The sequence below is a fragment of the Pseudidiomarina atlantica genome, assembly GCF_000753735.1.
GTDB lineage: Bacteria > Pseudomonadota > Gammaproteobacteria > Enterobacterales > Alteromonadaceae > Pseudidiomarina > Pseudidiomarina atlantica.
Genome location: NZ_JPIN01000009.1, coordinates 50,344 through 70,643, shown reverse-complemented (window position 1 = coordinate 70,643; position 20,300 = coordinate 50,344). Strand labels below are relative to the sequence as shown.

The following is a 20,300-nucleotide window of genomic DNA, read 5'->3' as shown; positions in this document are numbered from 1 at the left end:
TTCCTTTTAACGCCGAAATCTGTAGGGTAATACAGTTTTTCGGCGTTTTAATAATTACAACAACGAAGGTTAAATAGGTATGGAACCTAAAAACGTAACTCCTCAGGACAATAGCTTCTTCGGCCAACCGGCCGGATTACAAACTTTGTTCTTTACCGAAATGTGGGAACGCATGAGCTATTACGGCATGCGTGCGCTACTCGTACTCTTTATGACAGCGGCAGTGCAAGAGGGTGGCTTAGCTATCACTGTAGCAACCGCAACAGCCATCTACGGGCTTTACACTGGCGCAGTTTACTTTATGGGGTTGCCCGGCGGTTGGATTGCTGACCGCTTGATTGGTGGGCAACGCGCCACATGGTATGGCGGTATCATCATTATGTGCGGCCACATCGTTTTGGCGGTACCTTCTGAAACCACCTTTTTCTTAGGTTTGATCTTGGTGGTATTAGGTACCGGCATGCTTAAGCCAAACATCAGCGCCTTGGTTGGCCAGCTCTATGACGATGGCGATGACCGTCGTGACGCGGGTTATACCTTGTATTATATGGGTATCAATATTGGCTCGCTGATCGGCTATTTGGTCACCGGTTACCTGATGGAGAATGTCGGTTGGCATTGGGCCTTCGGTGCTGCTGCGGTAGGTATGTTATTCGGTCTTATCCAGTATCGTGTGACCTTGCCTAAATTGGGTGATGTCGGTGCTGAAGCGCCAAAACCACTCTCGGCTAGTGGCCGTCGCCTTAGCTGGGGTGTGATCATTGCTTTCCTCGCGGGGCTTGGTGTGGTTTTTGTGGGGGCTACCACCGGTGCCATCGTCATCGACCCAATCGCCATTGCGCAATACGTTGCTACTGCCGCGACTATCGTCTTCTTTGTGTATTATCTGAGTATTTTTATCTTCGGTAAGCTCACACGTAATGAAGCCAAACGTTTAGGCGCACTCTTTTTAGTGTGTATCGCATCGATTCTGTTCTGGGCTGGGTTTGAACAAGCAGGTTCGTCGCTGAACTTATTCGCGCGCGACTTGACCGATCGCATGGTGGGCTCGTTTGAAATCCCTACCACCTGGTTCCAGATGCTGAACTCAGGCTTCTTGATCGCCTTATCGCCATTCTTCGCGGCGCTTTGGGTAAATCTTACCAAGCGGATGATCAACCCATCTTACGGCTTTAAGAGCGCGGTTGGTTTGATCATTATGACGAGTGGTTTTATCGTGATGTTCTTCGCCTCACAGGTAGCTGCTTCAGGCATGAAGGTTTCGCCAAACTGGTTAGTTGCGGTGTACTTCTTGCACACTGTCGGTGAACTCTGTTTGAGCCCAGTAGCATTGAGTGCGGTAAGTAAATTGTCACCGCGCCGGATGGCTGGCCAGATGATGGGTATCTTCGTCTTGACCTACTCCATTGGTAGCTTGATGGCGGGTCTGATCGCAGGTCGACTCGACCCTGAGAATGTTTCAGCAATGCCTGATACTTTCATCAAAATGACGATGTTAGGAATGGGTGTTGGTGTGGTCATTTTCATCATTGCGCTGAAAACGCGTAAATGGGAAGCTTTGGCGGGACAACCCGATCCAGAGGCGGTGGCGATTAACGCCAACGAGCCGCCAAAATCTGAAAAGTTCTAAGCTGTGTGTGGTGGGCTTAACCGCCCACCAATTGCTGACGTAGTAAATCGTAAAGTAACCGGGCACATGGCCCGGTTTTTTCGTCTTTGGGTAAGACCAAATACATGCCACCGGCGCGATGCGAACTGCCCTCGAGCCGCAATTCTTTAAGCTGGTTGCTGTGCGCCGTAATAAATGGCGGCAACCAACAAAAGCCTAAGCCAGCCTCGACCAACTGTAATGCCTCATTAAAGTTATTCACGGTCCAGCGCTGCTCGGCGCGTAACCAGCCTTCGGCTTCAACCGGTTTACGAGCGGTATCACGAATCACAATTTGCAAATGCTGACTAAGTTGATCGGGCTGTAACGGTTGCGTCTCCGCTGCCAGTGGGTGGTCTTTGGCCACCACCAGTTGTAAGGCATAGTTGGCAATAGGTTCACCGACCACACCCTTGGGCAACTGATGCGAAATCACGATATCTGCGCGTTGTTCGGTAATTGCCTCAATCGAGCCGGTCAGTACCGTGTCTTCAATGACCAAACGGCTCCCCCGACTTTGCGTCTGAAATGTTTTTAGTACTGGTAACAACAAGCTGCGGTCAAACACCATCTCGATGGCGAGTTTGACTTCGGGCTCCCAACCTTGTTCTAAGTTCTTGGCTAGCTGTTCAAGCTCGGTGATATGCGCGGTCAACTGCCGTGATCGGCGCAACATGACCTCACCGATGGGGGTCAGTTCGGTTTTGCGCCCGCTCACTCGTAGCAATTCAACCCCCAGTACCTGTTGCAGTTTGGCGACCGCATGGTTGATAGAGCTCTGGCTTTTATTCAACGCGTCAGCGGCGCTGGCATAGCTACCATAGTCGACAACGGCCTGAAACATCCGCCATTGCTCAATGGTAGTACGAGGGCGGTAGGCAGTGTTCATGGCAGCTCCTAACTTTAGAGTGGGGCGATTAACGCTCGGCAATAATCACTGCGCGCCGTGGTGCAGGATAACCTTCAATAGTAAGTGATGGGTCCTGCGGGTCGAGAAAGTCAGCAAGCGATTGACCATCCATCCACTCAGTAGCGCGTTGCTCTGAGAGTGTTGTGACGTTCTCATCGACCACGCGGGCATTGCGAAAACCACAGCGGTCAAGCCAGTGCAGTAGTGCTTGAGTGCTCGGAATAAACCAGACATTACGCATTTTCGCGTAGGTTTGTCCCGGCACCAAAACCGTTTGTTCGCTACCCTCAACGACTAAAGTTTCCAACACCAACTGTCCGCCTTGGCGCAGTTGTGCTTTCAATTGCGTCAAGAAGTCGATTGGCGAGCGCCGGTGGTACAGCACTCCCATGCTGAACACGGTGTCAAAGGCGTTTAATTCAGGCAGGTCTTCGACGCCCAGCGGGAATAAGTGTGCGCGCGCTTGCAATTCGGCAGGCATAAAGCCACGCACCGCCAGAAATTGCGCCATAAAGAGCTGGCCAGGGTCGACCCCCCAAACCTGCGCCGCGCCATGTTCAAGCATGCGCCACAGGTGATAACCGCTACCACAACCAACGTCGAGTACGTGCTGACCGGTTAAATCGCCGATGTGCGGGGCTACACGCTGCCACTTCAGATCTGAGCGCCATTCGGTATCGACGTGCACACCGTGCAAGTTAAAAGGCCCTTTGCGCCACGGCATCAACTGTTGCAGCAAGCCCCGAATCCGCTGCTGCTGGCCATCACTCACTTGTGCGGCTTGCACGCTTACGGTGTCGGCTAAGTCGACCTGCTCTGCTTGCAACTTCGGCAATTGCGCAACACAACGCAGCCATTTTGGCAGTTCACCATGCTGCTGCTCGCGTTGCCACTTTGCCAGTTGCGCGGGCAGTTGTTCGAGCCAATGTGCGAGGGGCGATTGCGCTACGGCAATCAAGTCATCCCGAAATAAATCCATGTGTAGATCCTAAAAGCGTTATTCGTTATTCGTTATTCGTTATTCGTTATTCGCTAATCGTTAATCGTTAGGGCTGAGTCTTTTTCATCGTTAAGATTTTGTATTGTTTCTCATTCGACAGCACTGGACATACACACGGAGCGATAAAATCGGATACAACTAAATTATCCAGTAACGAATAACGAATAACGAATAACGAATAACGGTCGTTTCATTTCACTGCGAGCAGGGCGGCGAAGTTGTAACATTGAAACCAGACCTGCGAATGCGCAAAACCAATCTCGCGCAAACGTTCATGATGCGCCTCTAACGTATCAATGCGCATCACATTCTCAATCGCGGCGCGCTTTTGACTGATTTCTAGCTCACTGTAACCGTTGGCACGCTTGAACTCATGATGCAAGTCGACCAACACTGCATCCATCGTCGGGTCAGCACTACGGAATTTTTCCGCAAGCAGTAGCACTCCGCCCGGGTTGAGCGCGTCATAGATACGTTGCAGCACGTCCTGGCGTTGCTCCGGCGGCACAAATTGCAGCGTGAAGTTCATGGTGATGACCGACGCATTCGCCATCTCAATGGCGCGAATATCGGCGCATTCTACGTGCACCGGAATCTCACTGCGGTAGCCATCGAGGTGTAAGCGACAGCGCTCGACCATAGCCGCTGAGTTGTCGACCGCGACAATACTCACACCTGCTAAGTCTTTGGCCCCTTGGCGCATGGCAAGTGTTGCGGCGCCGAGCGAACAACCAAGGTCATACAAAACTGAATCAGCTTGCGCAAAGCGCTGGGTCAATTGGCCGATGCCTTGCAATATACTCTGATAGCCGGGCACTGAACGATTGATCATGTCGGGAAAAACTTCGACCACACGTTGGTCGAACACGAAATCACTCACCTTGCTCAATGGCTCGGCAAAAATGGCGTCAGGTTTGCTATCAAATTGGCCCACTTAGGTTCATCCTGCAAAAAATCTCAAATCACTGTGTAGTTTAGCGTAAACAGCAGCGCAAATTGAGGATTTTCTTTCCGCATCTGTTACTGACAATTTCTATGAGTCCGTTATAATGTGGCGCTTCAAAAATTTTAACTTGTGGTAGGGACAAACCCATGCGTAGCCATTATTGCGGAAAGCTTGAAACAAGCCTTGTCGACCAACAGGTAACTCTGTGTGGTTGGGTGAACAAACGTCGTGACCTCGGTGGTCTGATTTTTATCGATATGCGCGACCGTACAGGTTTGGTGCAAGTGGTATTCGATCCGGATCAAGCTGCACTCTTTGAAACTGCGAACAAGTTGCGTCAAGAATTCTGTATCCGTTTAACGGGTACTGTGCGTGCGCGTCCTGAGAGCCAAGTGAATGCGGGCATGGCGACGGGTGCCGTCGAAGTGATGGCGAGTGAGTTAGAGATCATCAGTCGCTCAGAGCCGCTGCCGATTGATTTCAACCAGCATGTTAGCGAAGAAGCGCGTTTGCGCTATCGCTACCTCGATTTGCGCCGCCCGAACATGAATCACAACCTGCAGTTCCGTGCGCGGGTGACCAGTGCGGTGCGTCGTTTCATGGATGACGCTGGCTTTTTAGATATCGAAACACCCATGCTGACCCGCGCTACCCCAGAAGGTGCGCGCGACTATTTGGTGCCGAGCCGTACCCACAAAGGCAAGTTCTTTGCCTTGCCGCAATCACCACAGCTGTTCAAACAGTTGTTGATGATGTCCGGTTTTGACCGCTATTACCAAATCGTCAAATGTTTCCGCGATGAAGACTTACGCGCTGACCGTCAGCCAGAATTCACGCAGATTGATATCGAAACCTCATTTATGAGCGCCGACGAAGTCATGGCGGTGACTGAAAAGATGGTCCGAAGCCTGTTTCAGCAAATGCTCGACGTTGATCTCGGTGATTTTCCGCGCATGACCTGGCATGAAGCCATGCGTCGTTTCGGTAGTGACAAACCTGACTTGCGTAACCCGCTGGAACTGGTTGACGTTGCAGACCTACTGAAAGATGTTGAATTCAAAGTGTTTGCGGGACCTGCAAATGATCCTAAGGGTCGTGTGGCAGCACTGAAGGTGCCAGGCAAAGCGGGCGATATCACTCGTAAACTGATTGACGAGTACACCGCTTTTGTCGGCATTTATGGCGCTAAAGGTTTGGCGTGGATGAAAGTGAATGACTTAAGTGCTGGCCGTGACGGTATTCAGTCACCGGTACTCAAATTTATTCCAGATGCTGCGTTGCAGGGTATTTTGGCGCGCACTGAAGCAGCTAATGGCGATATTCTGTTCTTCGGTGCCGATAATGCAACCGTAGTTGCTGAGGCGATGGGTGCATTACGTTTGAAAGTCGGTGAAGCACATGGCTTTGTCAGCGATGAATGGCGTCCGTTGTGGGTCGTTGACTTCCCTATGTTCGAAGAGCATGACGGTGAGTTGTATGCGATTCACCATCCGTTCACTGCGCCAGTAGGCGTTACGCCGGAAGAATTGAAAGCGAATCCGAGCGCGGCATTGTCAAATGCTTATGACATGGTTTTGAATGGCGTTGAAGTTGGCGGTGGTTCGGTGCGTATTCACGAAAACGCGATGCAGCAAACCGTGTTCGAAATCTTGGGCATCAGCAAAGACGAAGCACAAGAGAAGTTCGGCTTCTTGCTCGAAGCCTTGAAGTACGGCACTCCGCCGCATGCGGGCTTAGCTTTTGGTCTCGATCGCCTGGTGATGTTGATGGTGGGCGCGAGCTCAATTCGTGAAGTCATTGCCTTCCCGAAAACCACCACCGCAGCCTGCGTATTGACCGATGCCCCAGGCGTTGCCAACGAAGATGCCTTGCAGGAGCTTGGCGTAGCCGTTAAGTTAGCTGAGGAAGCAAAAGACTAACGAGGAGTAGGACGATGGCTGGACATTCCAAATGGGCCAACATCCGACATCGCAAAGCCGCGCAGGACGCTAAGCGCGGCAAAATCTTCACCCGTCTCATTCGGGAAATCGTGGTTGCCGCTCGCGAAGGCGGCGGTGACCCCGAAACCAATCCAAGACTCCGTGCAGCGATAGATAAAGCGCTCGCCAATAACATGAAAAAAGACACCATCGACACCGCGATTAAGCGCGGCAGCGGTGGTCTTGAAGGCGACAATGTCGAGGAACTTACCTATGAAGGCTATGGCCCCGGCGGCGTGGCGATTTTGCTCGAAACCATGACGGATAACCGCAATCGTACGGTGTCCGAAGTTCGCTTTGCGTTTAGCAAAAATGGTGGCAACTTAGGTACCGATGGCTCGGTCGCTTATTTGTTTCACAAGCGCGGTGTGTTGAGTTTTAGCCCTGAGCATGACGAAGACGCGCTAATGGCTGCCGCGCTTGAGGCTGGCGCCGAAGATTTTGTCAGCAATGATGATGGCAGCTTCGATGTTTACACCACCCCAGATAGCTTTGGACGGGTAAAAGATGCGCTACTGGCTGCTGATCTCACCCCTGATCATGCTGAAGTCGGCTTATTACCTGACACGCGTTCGCCACTAGCCGAAGAAGATGCCGAAAAATTCCTGAAGCTGATTGACGCACTCGAAGAACTTGATGACGTGCAAGAGGTCTATCACAACGCCGATATCGCCGACGATGTGTTGGAGCGGCTCAGCTCATGACCGTGATTCTGGGCATCGACCCAGGCTCACGTTTGACCGGCTATGGCGTGATTCGCCAGTCTGGCAATCAGCTCACTTATCTTGCTAGCGGTTGCATAAACGCGGCCGGCACAGCGGCAAAGCCGCTAGCACTTGCTGAAAAACTCAAGGTCATTCATGATGGCGTGAGTGAACTTATCGCGCAGTTTCAACCCGACGAATTCGCCATTGAGCAAGTGTTTATGGCACGTAACCCCGATTCGGCATTGAAGCTCGGACAAGCGCGTGGCGCCGCTATCGTTGCCGCAGCGCAAGCCGGATTGCCCGTCGCTGAATACGCGGCGCGCTTGGTCAAACAAGCAGTGGTCGGCACTGGCGCTGCCGATAAGAGTCAAATACAACATATGGTGGTGGCGATGCTGAAATTAAGTCATCGGCCACAAGCGGACGCAGCCGACGCCTTAGCGGTGGCGATGTGTCATGCGCACCATCGGCAACAGGCCATCTTAATGGCCGGAAGGAGATCCCGTTGATAGGACGTTTAAGTGGTACGCTGATCAGTAAACAGCCCCCCGAAGTCATGCTTGACGTGCACGGAGTGGGCTATGAAGTACAAATGCCAATGACCTGCATTTATGAACTGCCTGATATTGGTGAGCCGGTCAGTATTATTACTCATTTTGTTGTCCGTGAAGATGCGCAGTTGTTGTACGGCTTTAATACCTTTGCCGAGCGCAGCCTGTTCCGCCAGTTAATCAAAGCCCAAGGCGTAGGTCCTAAGTTAGCGCTCACCATAATGTCGGGTATGACCGCGCAACAATTTGTGCAGGCGGTGACCCACGACGATGTCTCCACTTTGGTAAAATTGCCGGGTGTCGGCAAGAAAACTGCCGAACGCTTGGTGGTTGAGATGCGCGATCGCTTGCAGCAGTGGAGCAGTGCAACACCTGCGACCGATGCAGCATCAATTGACTTTGGCGACATGCAAAGCACACTGGTCAGTAATTCGCCGCGTGATGACGCACTAAGTGCGTTACTAGCTCTGGGCTACAAGCCCGCGCAGGCGGAGAAAGCGGTGGCGCAGGCATTGAAAGCAGACGATGGCGCGAGCAGCGAGCAGCTGATCCGCACCGCCCTGAAGAATATGTAATAAGAACAGTTTCTCGTTATTCGTTATTCGTTAGGGGGAGCCTTAGTCGACTCAAGCTAAACGAATAACGAGTAACGAATAACGAATGACGAATTTGGGAATTTTAAATGATTGAACCGGATCGTATTAATCAGCCGCAGAAACAAGGCGAAGACGACGTCATTGACCGTGCAATTCGGCCGAAGATGCTGGCTGACTATACCGGTCAGACCCACGTTGTCGAGCAAATGGAAATCTTTATTCAAGCGGCTCGGCAACGTGAAGAAGCACTCGATCATCTGTTGATATTCGGCCCGCCGGGACTGGGTAAAACCACGCTCGCCAATATTGTTGCCAACGAATTGAAAGTGAATATTCGCCAAACTTCTGGCCCCGTATTAGAAAAAGCGGGGGATTTAGCGGCACTGTTGACCAACCTCGAAGCGCACGATGTGCTGTTTATTGATGAAATCCATCGTCTGAGTCCAGTGGTTGAAGAAATACTCTATCCAGCCATGGAAGATTATCAGCTGGACATTATGATCGGTGAAGGTCCCGCTGCGCGTTCTATCAAACTTGATTTGCCACCCTTTACCTTGATTGGCGCGACCACCCGTGCGGGCGCCTTGACGTCACCGTTACGTGATCGCTTCGGCATTGTGCAGCGCCTCGAGTTTTACAACGTGCCAGAGCTCACCACCATTATTCAGCGTTCCGCGAATTATTTGAATCTAGATTTGGATTTTGCCGGGGCTACCGAAATTGCACGGCGCTCGCGCGGTACTCCGCGCATCGCCAATCGCTTATTGCGTCGTGTGCGTGATTTTGCCGAAGTGCGCAACGATGGCAAGATCGACCAGCCGATTGCGTCGGCTGCATTGAAAATGGTGGATGTCGATGAAGCTGGCTTTGATTACATGGACCGTAAGCTGTTACTTGCCATTATGGAGAAGTTCTCCGGTGGTCCGGTCGGATTAGATAATCTAGCCGCTGCCATTGGCGAAGAAAAAGACACTATCGAAGACGTGCTTGAACCGTACTTGATCCAGCAGGGCTTTTTGCAGCGTACGCCGCGCGGCCGTATTGCAACACCGCATGCCTACGCCCACTTCGGCCTCGCGTTCAAAGATCGTGATTCGTGATTCGTGATTCGTGATTCGTGATTCGTTAATCGTTAATCGTTATTCGTTAGGGTTGAGAGACTCTGCTCCCAATTGTTAAGCGCCGAATACGAGCTTTCCAATATCGGAAGCAACTAAGAAACCATTCGCAGCAAGAAACGCGAACATAACTAGCGGCTCCACTAACGATTAACGAATAACGAATAACGATATTTTACAGGTAAAAAAAACCCGCCGGGGAGGCGGGTTAAAACTACAGAACAACAAGGAAGTTAAATCCAGGGAACAATAACAGATAGAATTGACAACCGGTCTCTTCGTAACTGATATGCAGCACATTATACGGAGGTCGGATAACTGTTCAAACGAGAAAAATTGTGGCATGCATTAGAAAATCTAATATTGAATAAATTATGCAGCGCAAAAAATAGCCTATATAAAATTGGTAAGACCAAAATAAATCAATAAAAACAAAAGAATGAATGTTTTTGGTAAATTTTGGCTAATAAAAAATTTTATGCATAATTATGAATTGTTAATCAATAACAACCGTTATTCGTTACTGGTTAATCGTTAGGGGGCTGACCTCTGCTTGTAAGTTTTTTGATATTGGATGCGAATAAAAATGCATTCGAAGCTCGGAACTCGGCTATAGCTAGAGGTTCCACTCACGAATAACGAATAACGAATAACGAATAACGAATAACGAATAACGAATAACGAATAACGAATCACGAAGAACGAAGAACGAAAAAATCATGCAAAGGTAACTGGATGAACGCGACAAATGCATTTTTATGGCCCATTCGTGTGTACTATGAAGACACAGATGCAGGCGGTATCGTATATTATGCCAATTATCTCAAATTCCTTGAGCGGGCGCGTACTGAATGGTTACGCTCGCTGGGGATTGAACAAGATACTTGGCTTGCGCACCGCATCGGTTTCGTTGTTCGCCAAGTGCAAATGGATTTATTGCGTCCGGCGCGCTTTAACGATGAACTGCGCGTGACGGTTGTGGTCGAACGTTTGAAGCGTGCATCGGTCGAATTTAGTCAACAGGTGCTTGATAACGAAAATAATGTGTTATGCCAAGCGCAGATCCGCGCGGCATGTGTCAATTTAGGGGAAGTGGGTAGCGCGGTGCGCGCGGTACCTATGCCAACGGAAATAATAGAGGTGCTGAAGCGTGCAAGCTGAGATGTCGATTACTGCGTTAATTCTAGAAGCTAGCTTTGTGGTGCAACTGGTGATGCTGATGTTGCTAGCTTTTTCGGTAGCCGGTTGGATGATGATTTTTCAGCGTCGCAAGGTTATTCAGAAAGCCAGCCAGGATGCGATTGCTTTCGAGGATCGGTTTTGGTCTGGTGTTGATTTGGCGCGTTTGTATCAAGAAATAAGCGCGCGGGCGCAAAATGCCAACGGTATGGAAAAGCTTTTCTATGCTGGCTTCAAAGAGTTTGCGCGGTTACGTAATAATACTGCACTGACACAGCCACAGGTTCTCGAGGCTTCTTATCGGGCGATGCGCGTGGTGCATTCACGTGAAGTCGACGGGTTAGAGAGTAACTTGAGTTTGCTTGCCACTATCGGTTCTATCAGTCCTTACGTCGGTTTGTTCGGTACCGTCTGGGGTATCATGAATGCCTTTATCGGTTTGGGGGCGGTGCAGCAAGCGACACTGGCGATGGTTGCGCCGGGCATTGCCGAGGCTTTGATTGCCACAGCTATGGGCTTGTTCGCAGCGATTCCAGCGGTCATCGCTTACAACCGTTTTGCGCATCGAGTTGAGAAAGTCGATAATCAATATTTGAATTTTATGGATGAACTGTTGGCGATTTTGCAGCGCCAAGGCAGTGCTCCAACGAAACCAGCGGCTGCTAAGGCGGGTGAAGCGTCATGATGATGACCACCATGCGCAAACGGCGCAAGCCGGTTTCGGAAATCAACGTGGTGCCATATATCGACGTCATGTTGGTATTGCTGATTATCTTTATGGTGACGGCACCGCTGATCACCCAAGGTGTGAAAGTTGATTTGCCGAATGCGAATGCTGAGCCTTTGAGTGAAGACAGCAAACCACCTGTTATTGTCACGGTTGATCGTGATGGTCAATTTTATATCAATTCATTGAATAATATTGGTAACCCAAACGATGCTTTGGACCTCGAAACCCTTGCGGCGCGGGTGCAGGCCGAGATGATTCGGGACCCACAAACGCGCTTTATGGTGAATGGCGACGGTGGTGTGTCCTATAACCAAGTGGTCCGTCTGATGGTGCTGCTACAGCAGGTCGGGGTTGAGTCGGTTGGCTTGATGACCGAAGACACCGAGAGTTAAGTGAGGCGCATGTGAAGATTGGTAAGTTTACATGGCCGGATGAGATGACAACGCCTCTGCTGCTGTCGATAGCATTGCATTTAGGGGTTGTCGTGGTGCTGTTTGCAGGCTCGTTGTTTTCACCGAGCGCGCCCAAAGTCATGGAGATTCAACTCGATGCTCCGCTGAGTGAAGAAGTGCTGCCCAACGAAGAGATCGTGCAGGCAGCGACGGTGGATAAAGCCAAGGTGGAGCAACAGTTAGCAGCGATTGAGGCGGCGGAACAGCAGCGTAAGGACGAGATTGCGGAGCTTGAGCGCCGTGCTGCTGAGGCGAAACGCCAACGTGAAGCTGAGCAGCAACGCCAACGCGAACTCGAGGCGCAGCAACGGGCCGAGCGTGAGCGCTTGGAACGAGAAAAAGATAGTGCTTTACGGCAACAGCGTGAGGCGGAACGCAAAGCAGCCGAAGCCGAGCAACGCCGTAAAGCTGAAGAAGAAGCGGCGCGTAAAGCTGAAGCAGAGCGCAAACGTCGCGAAGAAGAAGCGCGTCGTCTTGAAGAGGAACGCAAGCGCAAAGAAGCGGAGGAGCGTGCACGCGCGGAGCGCGAACGCCAATTGCAAGAGCAGCTTGCGCGTGAACGGGAACAACGTGCGGCAGCACGAGCGCGAGCGGTGCAGAGCGAAGTGGGCAAATACACCAGCTTGATCCAAGCAACGATTCAGCGCAACTTGATCACCCATCCGTCGATGCGTGGTAAAGAATGTCGCGTCAATATTCGTCTGGCATCAAGTGGCTTTGTTATTTCGGTCACTAACTTAGGTGGCGACCCTGCAGTGTGTAAAGCGACCGAAAATGCGGTATTTAAAGCTGGCAGCTTGCCGGTGTCAGATAATCCTGAGGTATTTAATCAATTGAAGGACATTAACCTTACGGTGGCGCCTGAATTTGATTAAGATAGGCTCTCATACAAGTTTTTTTAGGAAGTAACGGTAACCAATACTATGATGAAAAAATTGACATTGATTGCGCTGACTGCGCTGCTGACCCTAATAATGGTTCAGCGCCCAGCGAATGCTTCACTCGAAATCGTCATTACCGATGGTATCGACAGTGCGCGTCCGATTGCCGTAGTACCGTTTCGTTGGCTTGGTGAAGGGCCTGCTCCAGGTAATCTAACCGAAGTGATTGCCGCAGACCTTATGCGTAGTGGCAAATTTAATCCGATTCCGGTGAACGGTATGCCACAAATGCCCAGCAATGAAACGGAAATCGATTATCCCAGCTGGGCGAGCCTGGGTGTTGAAGCTGTGTTAGTGGGAACGGTTGAACCTTATGCGGTCGACCGCTACACCGTCTCATTCCAAATCATCGATATCTTGCGTGGTCAGATTACCAGTGGTTCGCGCCAGTTGCGCAATGGTCAGTTAGTGGACTCACAAGACCATATTCTTGATGCGCGTCGCAGTGTGATTGGTGGTGATCAATTCCGTCAATACGCACACCGCATTTCTGATGTGTTTTATGAAACTATGACCGGCGAGCCGGGCGCTTTCATGACCCGCATCGCATATGTAACTGTCAATCACGACAATGATAAGCCATACGAGTTAGTGGTTGCCGATTACGATGGTTACAACGAGAAAGTTTTGCTGCGTAGCCCAGAGCCGCTCATGTCACCTTCATGGTCACCAGATGGCAATAAGCTGGCCTACGTAAGTTTTGAGAACAAGCGTCCAGAAATTTTCATTCAGGACATCTACACTACACGTCGTGAGAAGATCACCTCATTCTCTGGTATTAATAGTAGTCCGACTTTCTCGCCAGATGGCAAAAAGTTGGCTATGGTGTTATCGAAAGATGGCAATCCAGAACTTTATGTCATGGAAATTGCAACGAAGCGTTTAGAGCGGGTGACTCAGCACTATTCAATTGATACGGAACCAAGTTGGGCACCGGACGGTAAATCGCTGATTTTTACGTCAGAAAGAGGTGGAAGACCGCAACTTTATAGCGTAAATTTAGATTCAGGTCAGGTTCGCCGAGTCACCTTCGAAGGTGAGCAAAACTTGGGGGGAACTTGGACTCCAGACGGTCAGCAAGTAGTCATGGTGAATCGTACGCAAGGTAATTATCATATTGCCAAGCAAGACTATCCATCAGGCGGCATGCAAGTATTGACCCAAACAATGTTGGATGAGTCACCAAGCCTAGCGCCAAATGGCAGCATGGTGATTTATAGTACAACACATAATAACCAACAAGTACTGGCGTTGGTTTCGGTGGACGGCCGCTTTAAAGCGCGTCTTCCAGCCCGTAAAGGTGAAGTTAAATCACCTGCGTGGTCGCCGTTTTTACGCTAGTGCATTAGCATGAATACCTACAATTTCAGTCATTTTTGAACATTTTGAACAAAGGAACGCGGACATGAACGCAAATCAGTTATTAAAAAGCCTGTTTATCGCTGTACCTATGCTGACCTTGGCAGCTTGTAGCTCAAGCCAAAGCGCTGACGATGCGGCAAATCAACAGACTAACCAGCAGCAGCAAGAACAAGATGGATCAGGTGTAGAGATTGACTCAGCTGATCGTGCGAAAACGCCTGAAGAAATTCGTGCTGAGCAAATGGAAACCTTGCGTCAAGAAAACATTGTTTACTTTGCTTTCGATGATTCGCGCATCAGTTCAGAGTACGGCTCAATGCTTTCTGAGCATGCTGAGTTCTTGGTACAAAATCCGAATGTAACTGTGACGATTGAAGGTCACTGTGACGAGCGCGGCACACCAGAATACAACATCGCGTTGGGTGAACGTCGTGCGAAAGCAGTTGCACAATACCTACAAAACTTAGGTGTTAGCTCAAACCAAATCGAAACTGTTTCTTACGGTGAAGAAAAGCCATTGGTAAATGCGTCTACGCAAGCTGCGTACGCGAAAAACCGTCGTGGCGTTTTGGTATACTAAGTCGCACTAACAAGCAATAAATGGTAAGCCAATGCAAAAATTAATTCTCGTGTTGGCCTTTTTGATTCCCGGTGTCGTGCTTGCGCAGGCACCGGTATCTAAATTAGGCAGTGGCAGCGTTGAAGAACGCTTAGAGCAACTTGAACGCGTCATGGATGCACGTAATGCTGCACAAATGGCGTTGTTAGACCAAATGGCATCGTTGCAGTCCGAAGTTGCGGAATTGCGCGGTCAAACGGAAGAGCACGCCTACCAACTTGAACAAATTTTGCAACGGCAGCGGGAGATTTATCAAGAGATTGACCGCCGGTTGAATGCAACTCCACCACCTGCTAGCAACGACACTGCGGTTTCGACAGAGATGCCGGCAGCCGGAAGTAGCAACAATGGTGGTAGCGACTATTCAAGTGACTTAAGCGAGAACGACGCTTACGACAAAGCCATTCGTATGGTGATGGAAGACCGTCGCTATGACGCGGCGATTCCCGAGTTTAGAAAGTTTATCGAAAACTTTCCTAATTCTACCTACGTTCCTAACGCGCATTATTGGCTAGGTCAGTTGTTGTACGCGGAAGGCAATTTTGCCGAGGCGAAAGCTGAGTTCACCGCTGTGGTTGAGCAGTTCGAAGACAGCAACAAGCGTGCAGACAGCATGTTGAAGCTTGGAATCGTTGCGCAACAACAGGGCGAAAAAGAGCTTGCGAAAAGTTACTTTGATAAAGTCATTGCGGAATATCCAAGCAGCACACCGGCTGATTTAGCGCGCCAACGTCTCGCTAATTTGTAACAACCTTGTAAGGATTTGCCGCGAATGCTCGCAAATTGAGCAAACGCACCATCTATCTGCAATTTACAGTTGCAACGAGCGGCTTTTTCAGTAAACTATGCCGCCGTTGCCGCTGATAAGCAGCAGCCGATGAGATTGGGTCGTTAGCTCAGTTGGTAGAGCAGTTGACTTTTAATCAATTGGTCGCAGGTTCGAATCCTGCACGACCCACCAATCTTCTCATCATCCCCATTCTGTTTTTTTAGTGGGTCGTTAGCTCAGTTGGTAGAGCAGTTGACTTTTAATCAATTGGTCGCAGGTTCGAATCCTGCACGACCCACCACTATTTTTTACCCCGTTCGCTTTTTTCGCTATAATCCCCGAACTTATTCCTTGTAGTGAAGTAGTCGTATGAGTATCACTGAAGAAATTCAAGCGCGTGTCATCGATAAGCTTGATTATGCGTTTCCAGCCAAGCCTAAGCCACTCAACGAGCGTGAGAAAGCTGACACCATTGCTCGCATCAAAAAGCTCTTAAAAGAGAAAAATGCGGTGCTAGTGGCGCATTACTATACCGATCCTGAAATCCAAGCACTGGCGGAAGAAACCGGTGGTTGCGTTTCAGATTCGTTGGAGATGGCTCGCTTTGGCGCAAACCATGCAGCTGAAACCCTGATTGTTGCAGGTGTTAAGTTTATGGGCGAGACCGCCAAAATACTAACGCCACATAAAACCGTGCTGATGCCGACTTTAGAAGCGACCTGCTCACTTGATATTGGTTGCCCCATTGAAGAGTTCTCAGCCTTCTGTGACGCGCATCCTGACCGTACTGTGGTGGTGTATGCCAACACTTCGGCAGCGGTGAAAGCGCGCGCGGATTGGGTCGTCACGTCAAGCATCGCTCTGGATATCGTTGATCATCTGGATGCCGAGGGTGAAAAGATTTTATGGGCGCCAGATCAACACTTGGGTAATTATATTCAGAAGCAAACTGGTGCCGATATGCTGATGTGGCAGGGTGCTTGTGTGGTGCATGATGAATTTAAAACGAAAGCGCTGGAAGACCTTAAAAAAGTTTACCCAGAAGCGGCGATTTTGGTGCACCCGGAGTCACCGGCAGCAGTGGTTGAACTCGCCGATGCCGTAGGTTCTACCTCGCAGTTGATCAAAGCGAGTCAAGAATTGCCAAATGACACCTTTATTGTCGCGACCGACCGCGGTATTTTTTACAAAATGCAGCAGTTGTCACCGCATAAGCATTTTATTGAAGCGCCAACGGCGGGCAACGGCGCTACCTGTCGTAGTTGTGCACACTGTCCATGGATGGCAATGAATGGCTTGGTCGCTATTGCTGATGCGCTCGAGCACGGCGGTAAGGCGCACGAGATTCATGTTGACCCAGCATTGGGTGAGCGGGCGATGCAGCCGCTCACACGCATGCTGAATTTCAAAAAAGGTTAACGCGGCTCGTAGGTTGGGTGAGTGAGTTGGTAACCGCTGGCATGTAGCAAGCGGTTACTGACACGCTTGCTGCCGCGGCGACCAATTTCTTCGCTGCGCGCAATCGTGCGCAAATCGATACCCAAACGTTTTGCTAAACGTCCGTAAGCATCCTCTTGTAGCAGCGGCTCATCGTCACTCACTAAAAATATCGGCTGTGACCGTTCAGGATTTTGGACTAAGTACGCGATAAATCCAGCGACATCGTCGGCATGAATACGATTGGTCCACGCTGGGGTTATCACACCTTCACCAGAAATCAATAATTCCGCTAAGCGCGTCCGTTCTGGACCATAAATACCAGAACAGCGCAGAATCGTGGTGTGGGGACTCGCACTGGCAATAATCTGTTCAGCTTGCAGTAAACTTTTACCGGCACCGTCACTGGGCTCTGCTGGAGTGCTTTCATCGATCCAGCTGCCATCGCGCTGGCCATACACGCCAGTACTTGAAACAAAGATAATACGCGGCTGCCAACCGTTGGTTTGCAGGTGATTTTGCAATATTCGAGCGGGCACAACATAACCATTGTGGTAGCTATCGTCACTCTGCCGGTTTGGCGTTAACGTCATGATGATGACTTCAGTTTCTGCCGTCACTACGCGTTCGATGTCAGCCGCGTTGGCGGCATCGCCAGCAATCAGCTCAACATGCGCTGGGTTATCTTTAAGTTCAGGATAGCGGCACAAGCCACGCATCTTAGTGTAGCTACTTAAAATCAACGCTGTGCTGGTGCGCGTTGCGATATCACCGTATCCAATAAAACTGACTGCTGTCATGCTGCTAACCACACGTCAAGGAATAACATAATTACGAGACCGACCATCAAGCCTGCGGTCGCGCGTTGATGGTGGCCGCGCCGATGCGTTTCTGGAATGATTTCGTGACTGATCACAAATAGCATAGCACCTGCGGCGAAAACTAGCCCCCACGGCAGTAGAACTTGCGACAAATTAACGAAAATACCGCCGACCAGACCGCCAATTGGCTCAATCAGACCAGTAAGTGCCGCTACCAAGAAGCTCTTCACGCGCGAATAGCCAACTGCCATTAAGCCAACAGCTACTGCAAGCCCCTCAGGCAAGTTTTGTAAGCCTATGCCGAGCGCTAACGAAAAGGCGGTATCTGTTTCGCCGCTACCGTAGCCAACGCCGACGGCCAGACCTTCGGGGAAGTTGTGAATGGCAATGGCAAAGACAAACAGCCACACGCCAGAAATCTTTTCACTGGCGATGCCTTCTGGACCCGAGATGAAATGCTCATGTGGTAATAGGCGATCCATCACGGCAATAGCACCGGCGCCGAGCAGAATGCCAAATACCGCAATTAGCGCAGGCGTAGGTCCGGCGCCATATAGCTCGGTCGAAATATCAATCGAGGGTACGATTAGTGAAAAAAACGATGCCGCCAGCATAACGCCGGCAGCAAAGCCAAGTAGCGTGTCATTGAAGCGCTCAGACGGCCGCTTACCGAATAATACTGGCAGCGCTCCTACGGCAGTGAGAGCACCGGTTACGGTACTCGCAAGTAAGGCCGTTAGTACTAAATCCATGCTGTTCTCATCGCCTTTTACCTACAATGGGAACAGCTTACCTTAGGCTAGATTAAAATGGCACTCAGTTTTTGCTATCGCTATCATCGAAAAATAAAGATTCGATGGGCGCATCGAACAAGCGCGAAAACTTAAATGCGAGCGATAAGCTGGGATCAAATTTGCCTTTCTCAATCGCGTTGATGGTCTGGCGCGACACATCAACTGCTGCAGCAAGATCGGCTTGGGTCCAGTTGCGCTCCGCGCGCAATACTTTTAAACGATTCTTCATGCGTACTTCCGTGCACCCGTGACCACGCTGATCAGATAGCTGATGCCCATGAGCATAATTAGGTAACCAATTTCAGCATCACCTTGAATTAGATTTCCTACATCCGCAAGGCTATAAGCGATACCGCCAATGAGCGTGACACCGAGACTAATGCCCATTGCTTGCAAGTGGATTTTCTGCTGCAGTTCGTCAAGTGCAAGGACATAGCGCCGATTCATTTCGATCATGATGATGCCAATCGCTAGATTAAGCGCTAAAAACCCAGCTTTCAAAGTTGTGTAATCCGTTTGATGTTGGGTACTGACGTAAGTCACTAACGCCGTCGATAACACCCAAAGTGCAGTCCAGATGGCGAGTAAAAGTGTACGTTTTCTTGTTTGTTGTTGAGACATAAAACACCTATAAGTAAAGTAAAGTTGACTTATAGTTGATCCATTCTTACTAAAAGTAAAGTCTTATTTACTTAATGTCTCATATCAGTGACTAATGCTCAGCGTTTCACCAATGGCCATTAGCTGTACCGTTGTGCTGTTCGCCCCGAGCTTTTGCTTGGCTGCATCTAGATCTGCGCGCGTCTGGTTGAGGCTCTCCGCGGCAAGTTGATAGGTGCCCCAGTGCATTGCATACGAGCGTTGTGCGCCAGCATCGCGATGCATGCGTAACGCTTCTTCGGGATTAATGTGTTGAGGTTGCATAAACCAACGCGGCAAATAAGCACCAATAGGCAAGAGCGCATCATCGATTTTCGGAAAACGTTGACCGATTTCTTTAAATTGTTTGTCGTTATAGCCAGTGTCGCCGGCGAACCATACTTGCCAGTCGCCAATGGCTAAATGCCAACTAGCCCAGAGCGTATCGTTTTTATCCCATAAACTGCGTGCCGACCAGTGTTGGCTTGGTGTCGCGGTAACGCGCAGCGTACCGAACGAGCGTTCGTCCCACCAATCGAACTCTCGAACCTTGGTCGCCGGAATGCCTAACTCAGTAAACCATGGGGTTAACCCCAGTGGCACTAAGTAAATGACATCAGAACCCAAAGCACGAATCGTGGCGGTATCTAGATGGTCGTAGTGATTATGGCTGATCACTACGTAATCAATGCTTGGTAGCTCGGCAATTTGAGTCGGTGGTGCCTGCAAACGCTCAGGTCCGGCGAAGCTCAGAGGTGATGCGCGGTCACTAAAAATCGGGTCGGTAAGGATATTCAGACCGCGATATTGGAGCAGAAAGGTGGCATGCCCCAACCAGGTGATTTGCGGTTGCGGACCCGGCGCCAATAGCGCACCGAGGTTCACAGTTTGTTGCGCCACCAGTTCCGGTTGGACCGCAAGTTCAGCGACTTGATCGGCCCAAACGTCATCGCCAAACCACCTCATCATAAAGAAATCAATCGCGTTGGTATCTTTAGGTTGTAAATAGGGGTTGCGGTCGGCAAAGCGCCCTGGTGAGCTACCCGATGAAACCGCAAAAATCACCACAGCGATAGCAAACAAACCAACCCACCAGCGCACG

General features: G+C 50.2%; 22 protein-coding genes and 2 tRNA genes. 16 read left to right on the top strand and 8 right to left on the bottom strand.

Annotated elements, in window-relative coordinates:
* Positions 1–79: 79 nt before the first annotated feature.
* The gene (locus IDAT_RS09780) at positions 80–1,630 is read left to right on the top strand and encodes a peptide MFS transporter (RefSeq protein WP_034733270.1); all 1,551 of its coding nucleotides are present in this window, start codon (positions 80–82) and stop codon (positions 1,628–1,630) included.
* A gap of 16 nt (positions 1,631–1,646) precedes the next feature.
* Here the strand turns inward: IDAT_RS09780 and IDAT_RS09775 are convergent, their stop codons facing one another.
* The 3 genes from IDAT_RS09775 to cmoA all read right to left on the bottom strand — a co-directional run bounded on the left by IDAT_RS09775 (position 1,647) and on the right by cmoA (position 4,492).
* Positions 1,647–2,537 (bottom strand): LysR family transcriptional regulator, encoded by an 891-nt coding sequence (locus IDAT_RS09775; RefSeq protein ID WP_034733269.1) that lies wholly within the window; start codon positions 2,535–2,537, stop codon positions 1,647–1,649.
* A 28-nt stretch (positions 2,538–2,565) separates the two neighbouring features.
* Entirely contained in the window at positions 2,566–3,537 is a 972-nt protein-coding gene (gene cmoB, locus IDAT_RS09770; RefSeq protein ID WP_034733268.1) for a tRNA 5-methoxyuridine(34)/uridine 5-oxyacetic acid(34) synthase CmoB, read from the bottom strand.
* Positions 3,538–3,748: 211 nt separating this feature from the next.
* Positions 3,749–4,492 carry a carboxy-S-adenosyl-L-methionine synthase CmoA gene (gene cmoA / locus IDAT_RS09765; protein ID WP_034733267.1) on the bottom strand — a complete coding sequence of 248 codons (744 nt, stop codon included), beginning with the start codon at positions 4,490–4,492 and terminating at the stop codon, positions 3,749–3,751.
* 158 nt (positions 4,493–4,650) lie between these two features.
* On the opposite strand from cmoA, the gene aspS reads away from it, so the two are divergent.
* The 15 genes from aspS to nadA all read left to right on the top strand — a co-directional run bounded on the left by aspS (position 4,651) and on the right by nadA (position 16,926).
* A complete protein-coding gene (aspS, locus tag IDAT_RS09760; protein WP_034733266.1) occupies positions 4,651–6,423 on the top strand; it encodes an aspartate--tRNA ligase in 1,773 nt (590 codons plus the stop codon).
* A gap of 14 nt (positions 6,424–6,437) precedes the next feature.
* The gene (locus tag IDAT_RS09755; protein WP_034733265.1) at positions 6,438–7,187 is read left to right on the top strand and encodes a YebC/PmpR family DNA-binding transcriptional regulator; all 750 of its coding nucleotides are present in this window, start codon (positions 6,438–6,440) and stop codon (positions 7,185–7,187) included.
* The gene (gene ruvC, locus IDAT_RS09750; protein WP_034733264.1) at positions 7,184–7,699 is read left to right on the top strand and encodes a crossover junction endodeoxyribonuclease RuvC; all 516 of its coding nucleotides are present in this window, start codon (positions 7,184–7,186) and stop codon (positions 7,697–7,699) included. Before IDAT_RS09755 ends, ruvC begins: the two co-directional genes overlap by 4 nt.
* Entirely contained in the window at positions 7,696–8,316 is a 621-nt protein-coding gene (gene ruvA / locus IDAT_RS09745; RefSeq protein WP_034733263.1) for a Holliday junction branch migration protein RuvA, read from the top strand. The genes ruvC and ruvA overlap by 4 nt, the downstream gene beginning before the upstream one ends.
* Positions 8,317–8,423: 107 nt before the next feature.
* On the top strand, positions 8,424–9,437 hold the full coding sequence (gene ruvB, locus IDAT_RS09740; protein ID WP_034733261.1) for a Holliday junction branch migration DNA helicase RuvB: 1,014 nt from the start codon (positions 8,424–8,426) through the stop codon (positions 9,435–9,437).
* A gap of 753 nt (positions 9,438–10,190) precedes the next feature.
* Positions 10,191–10,616 carry a tol-pal system-associated acyl-CoA thioesterase gene (gene ybgC, locus IDAT_RS09735; RefSeq protein ID WP_034733259.1) on the top strand — a complete coding sequence of 142 codons (426 nt, stop codon included), beginning with the start codon at positions 10,191–10,193 and terminating at the stop codon, positions 10,614–10,616.
* The gene (tolQ, locus tag IDAT_RS09730; RefSeq protein WP_034733257.1) at positions 10,606–11,319 is read left to right on the top strand and encodes a protein TolQ; all 714 of its coding nucleotides are present in this window, start codon (positions 10,606–10,608) and stop codon (positions 11,317–11,319) included. Before ybgC ends, tolQ begins: the two co-directional genes overlap by 11 nt.
* Positions 11,319–11,756, top strand: coding sequence for a protein TolR (gene tolR, locus IDAT_RS09725; RefSeq protein WP_034733308.1), 438 nt, complete (start codon positions 11,319–11,321; stop codon positions 11,754–11,756). Before tolQ ends, tolR begins: the two co-directional genes overlap by 1 nt.
* A gap of 44 nt (positions 11,757–11,800) precedes the next feature.
* Complete coding sequence (gene tolA / locus IDAT_RS09720; RefSeq protein ID WP_034733256.1) at positions 11,801–12,691, top strand: cell envelope integrity protein TolA; 891 nt, start codon at positions 11,801–11,803, stop codon at positions 12,689–12,691.
* A 48-nt stretch (positions 12,692–12,739) separates the two neighbouring features.
* The gene (gene tolB, locus IDAT_RS09715) at positions 12,740–14,098 is read left to right on the top strand and encodes a Tol-Pal system beta propeller repeat protein TolB (protein ID WP_425277396.1); all 1,359 of its coding nucleotides are present in this window, start codon (positions 12,740–12,742) and stop codon (positions 14,096–14,098) included.
* 64 nt (positions 14,099–14,162) lie between these two features.
* Complete coding sequence (gene pal / locus IDAT_RS09710) at positions 14,163–14,699, top strand: peptidoglycan-associated lipoprotein Pal (protein WP_034733254.1); 537 nt, start codon at positions 14,163–14,165, stop codon at positions 14,697–14,699.
* A gap of 31 nt (positions 14,700–14,730) precedes the next feature.
* Positions 14,731–15,486, top strand: a complete 756-nt coding sequence (gene ybgF, locus IDAT_RS09705; RefSeq protein WP_034733252.1) for a tol-pal system protein YbgF — start codon at positions 14,731–14,733, stop codon at positions 15,484–15,486.
* Between the two features lie 137 nt (positions 15,487–15,623).
* Positions 15,624–15,699: transfer RNA gene (locus IDAT_RS09700), tRNA-Lys, on the top strand.
* Between the two features lie 33 nt (positions 15,700–15,732).
* A tRNA-Lys gene (locus IDAT_RS09695) sits at positions 15,733–15,808 on the top strand.
* A 68-nt stretch (positions 15,809–15,876) separates the two neighbouring features.
* Positions 15,877–16,926, top strand: a complete 1,050-nt coding sequence (gene nadA / locus IDAT_RS09690) for a quinolinate synthase NadA (protein WP_034733250.1) — start codon at positions 15,877–15,879, stop codon at positions 16,924–16,926.
* Here nadA and IDAT_RS09685 read toward each other — a convergent pair.
* The 5 genes from IDAT_RS09685 to IDAT_RS09665 form a co-directional block, all read right to left on the bottom strand.
* Entirely contained in the window at positions 16,923–17,744 is an 822-nt protein-coding gene (locus IDAT_RS09685) for an NAD(P)H-binding protein (RefSeq protein WP_034733248.1), read from the bottom strand. The genes nadA and IDAT_RS09685 overlap by 4 nt on opposite strands.
* A complete protein-coding gene (locus IDAT_RS09680) occupies positions 17,741–18,517 on the bottom strand; it encodes a ZIP family metal transporter (protein ID WP_034733247.1) in 777 nt (258 codons plus the stop codon). Before IDAT_RS09680 ends, IDAT_RS09685 begins: the two co-directional genes overlap by 4 nt.
* A gap of 64 nt (positions 18,518–18,581) precedes the next feature.
* On the bottom strand, positions 18,582–18,788 hold the full coding sequence (locus IDAT_RS09675) for a helix-turn-helix transcriptional regulator (RefSeq protein WP_034733245.1): 207 nt from the start codon (positions 18,786–18,788) through the stop codon (positions 18,582–18,584).
* Positions 18,785–19,180 carry a hypothetical protein gene (locus IDAT_RS09670; RefSeq protein ID WP_034733243.1) on the bottom strand — a complete coding sequence of 132 codons (396 nt, stop codon included), beginning with the start codon at positions 19,178–19,180 and terminating at the stop codon, positions 18,785–18,787. Before IDAT_RS09670 ends, IDAT_RS09675 begins: the two co-directional genes overlap by 4 nt.
* A gap of 84 nt (positions 19,181–19,264) precedes the next feature.
* Complete coding sequence (locus IDAT_RS09665) at positions 19,265–20,299, bottom strand: MBL fold metallo-hydrolase (RefSeq protein ID WP_051986692.1); 1,035 nt, start codon at positions 20,297–20,299, stop codon at positions 19,265–19,267.
* Position 20,300 lies beyond the last annotated feature (1 nt).

Coding starts and splice junctions, on each gene's coding strand:
- IDAT_RS09780 (WP_034733270.1), top strand. CDS start 80: ATGGAACCTAAAAACGTAACTCCTCAGGACAATAGCTTCTTCGGCCAA.
- IDAT_RS09775 (WP_034733269.1), bottom strand. CDS start 2,537: ATGAACACTGCCTACCGCCCTCGTACTACCATTGAGCAATGGCGGATG.
- cmoB (WP_034733268.1), bottom strand. CDS start 3,537: ATGGATTTATTTCGGGATGACTTGATTGCCGTAGCGCAATCGCCCCTC.
- aspS (WP_034733266.1), top strand. CDS start 4,651: ATGCGTAGCCATTATTGCGGAAAGCTTGAAACAAGCCTTGTCGACCAA.
- IDAT_RS09755 (WP_034733265.1), top strand. CDS start 6,438: ATGGCTGGACATTCCAAATGGGCCAACATCCGACATCGCAAAGCCGCG.
- ruvC (WP_034733264.1), top strand. CDS start 7,184: ATGACCGTGATTCTGGGCATCGACCCAGGCTCACGTTTGACCGGCTAT.
- ruvB (WP_034733261.1), top strand. CDS start 8,424: ATGATTGAACCGGATCGTATTAATCAGCCGCAGAAACAAGGCGAAGAC.
- ybgC (WP_034733259.1), top strand. CDS start 10,191: ATGAACGCGACAAATGCATTTTTATGGCCCATTCGTGTGTACTATGAA.
- tolR (WP_034733308.1), top strand. CDS start 11,319: ATGATGACCACCATGCGCAAACGGCGCAAGCCGGTTTCGGAAATCAAC.
- tolA (WP_034733256.1), top strand. CDS start 11,801: ATGACAACGCCTCTGCTGCTGTCGATAGCATTGCATTTAGGGGTTGTC.
- tolB (WP_425277396.1), top strand. CDS start 12,740: ATGATGAAAAAATTGACATTGATTGCGCTGACTGCGCTGCTGACCCTA.
- pal (WP_034733254.1), top strand. CDS start 14,163: ATGAACGCAAATCAGTTATTAAAAAGCCTGTTTATCGCTGTACCTATG.
- ybgF (WP_034733252.1), top strand. CDS start 14,731: ATGCAAAAATTAATTCTCGTGTTGGCCTTTTTGATTCCCGGTGTCGTG.
- nadA (WP_034733250.1), top strand. CDS start 15,877: ATGAGTATCACTGAAGAAATTCAAGCGCGTGTCATCGATAAGCTTGAT.
- IDAT_RS09685 (WP_034733248.1), bottom strand. CDS start 17,744: ATGACAGCAGTCAGTTTTATTGGATACGGTGATATCGCAACGCGCACC.
- IDAT_RS09680 (WP_034733247.1), bottom strand. CDS start 18,517: ATGGATTTAGTACTAACGGCCTTACTTGCGAGTACCGTAACCGGTGCT.
- IDAT_RS09675 (WP_034733245.1), bottom strand. CDS start 18,788: ATGAAGAATCGTTTAAAAGTATTGCGCGCGGAGCGCAACTGGACCCAA.
- IDAT_RS09670 (WP_034733243.1), bottom strand. CDS start 19,180: ATGTCTCAACAACAAACAAGAAAACGTACACTTTTACTCGCCATCTGG.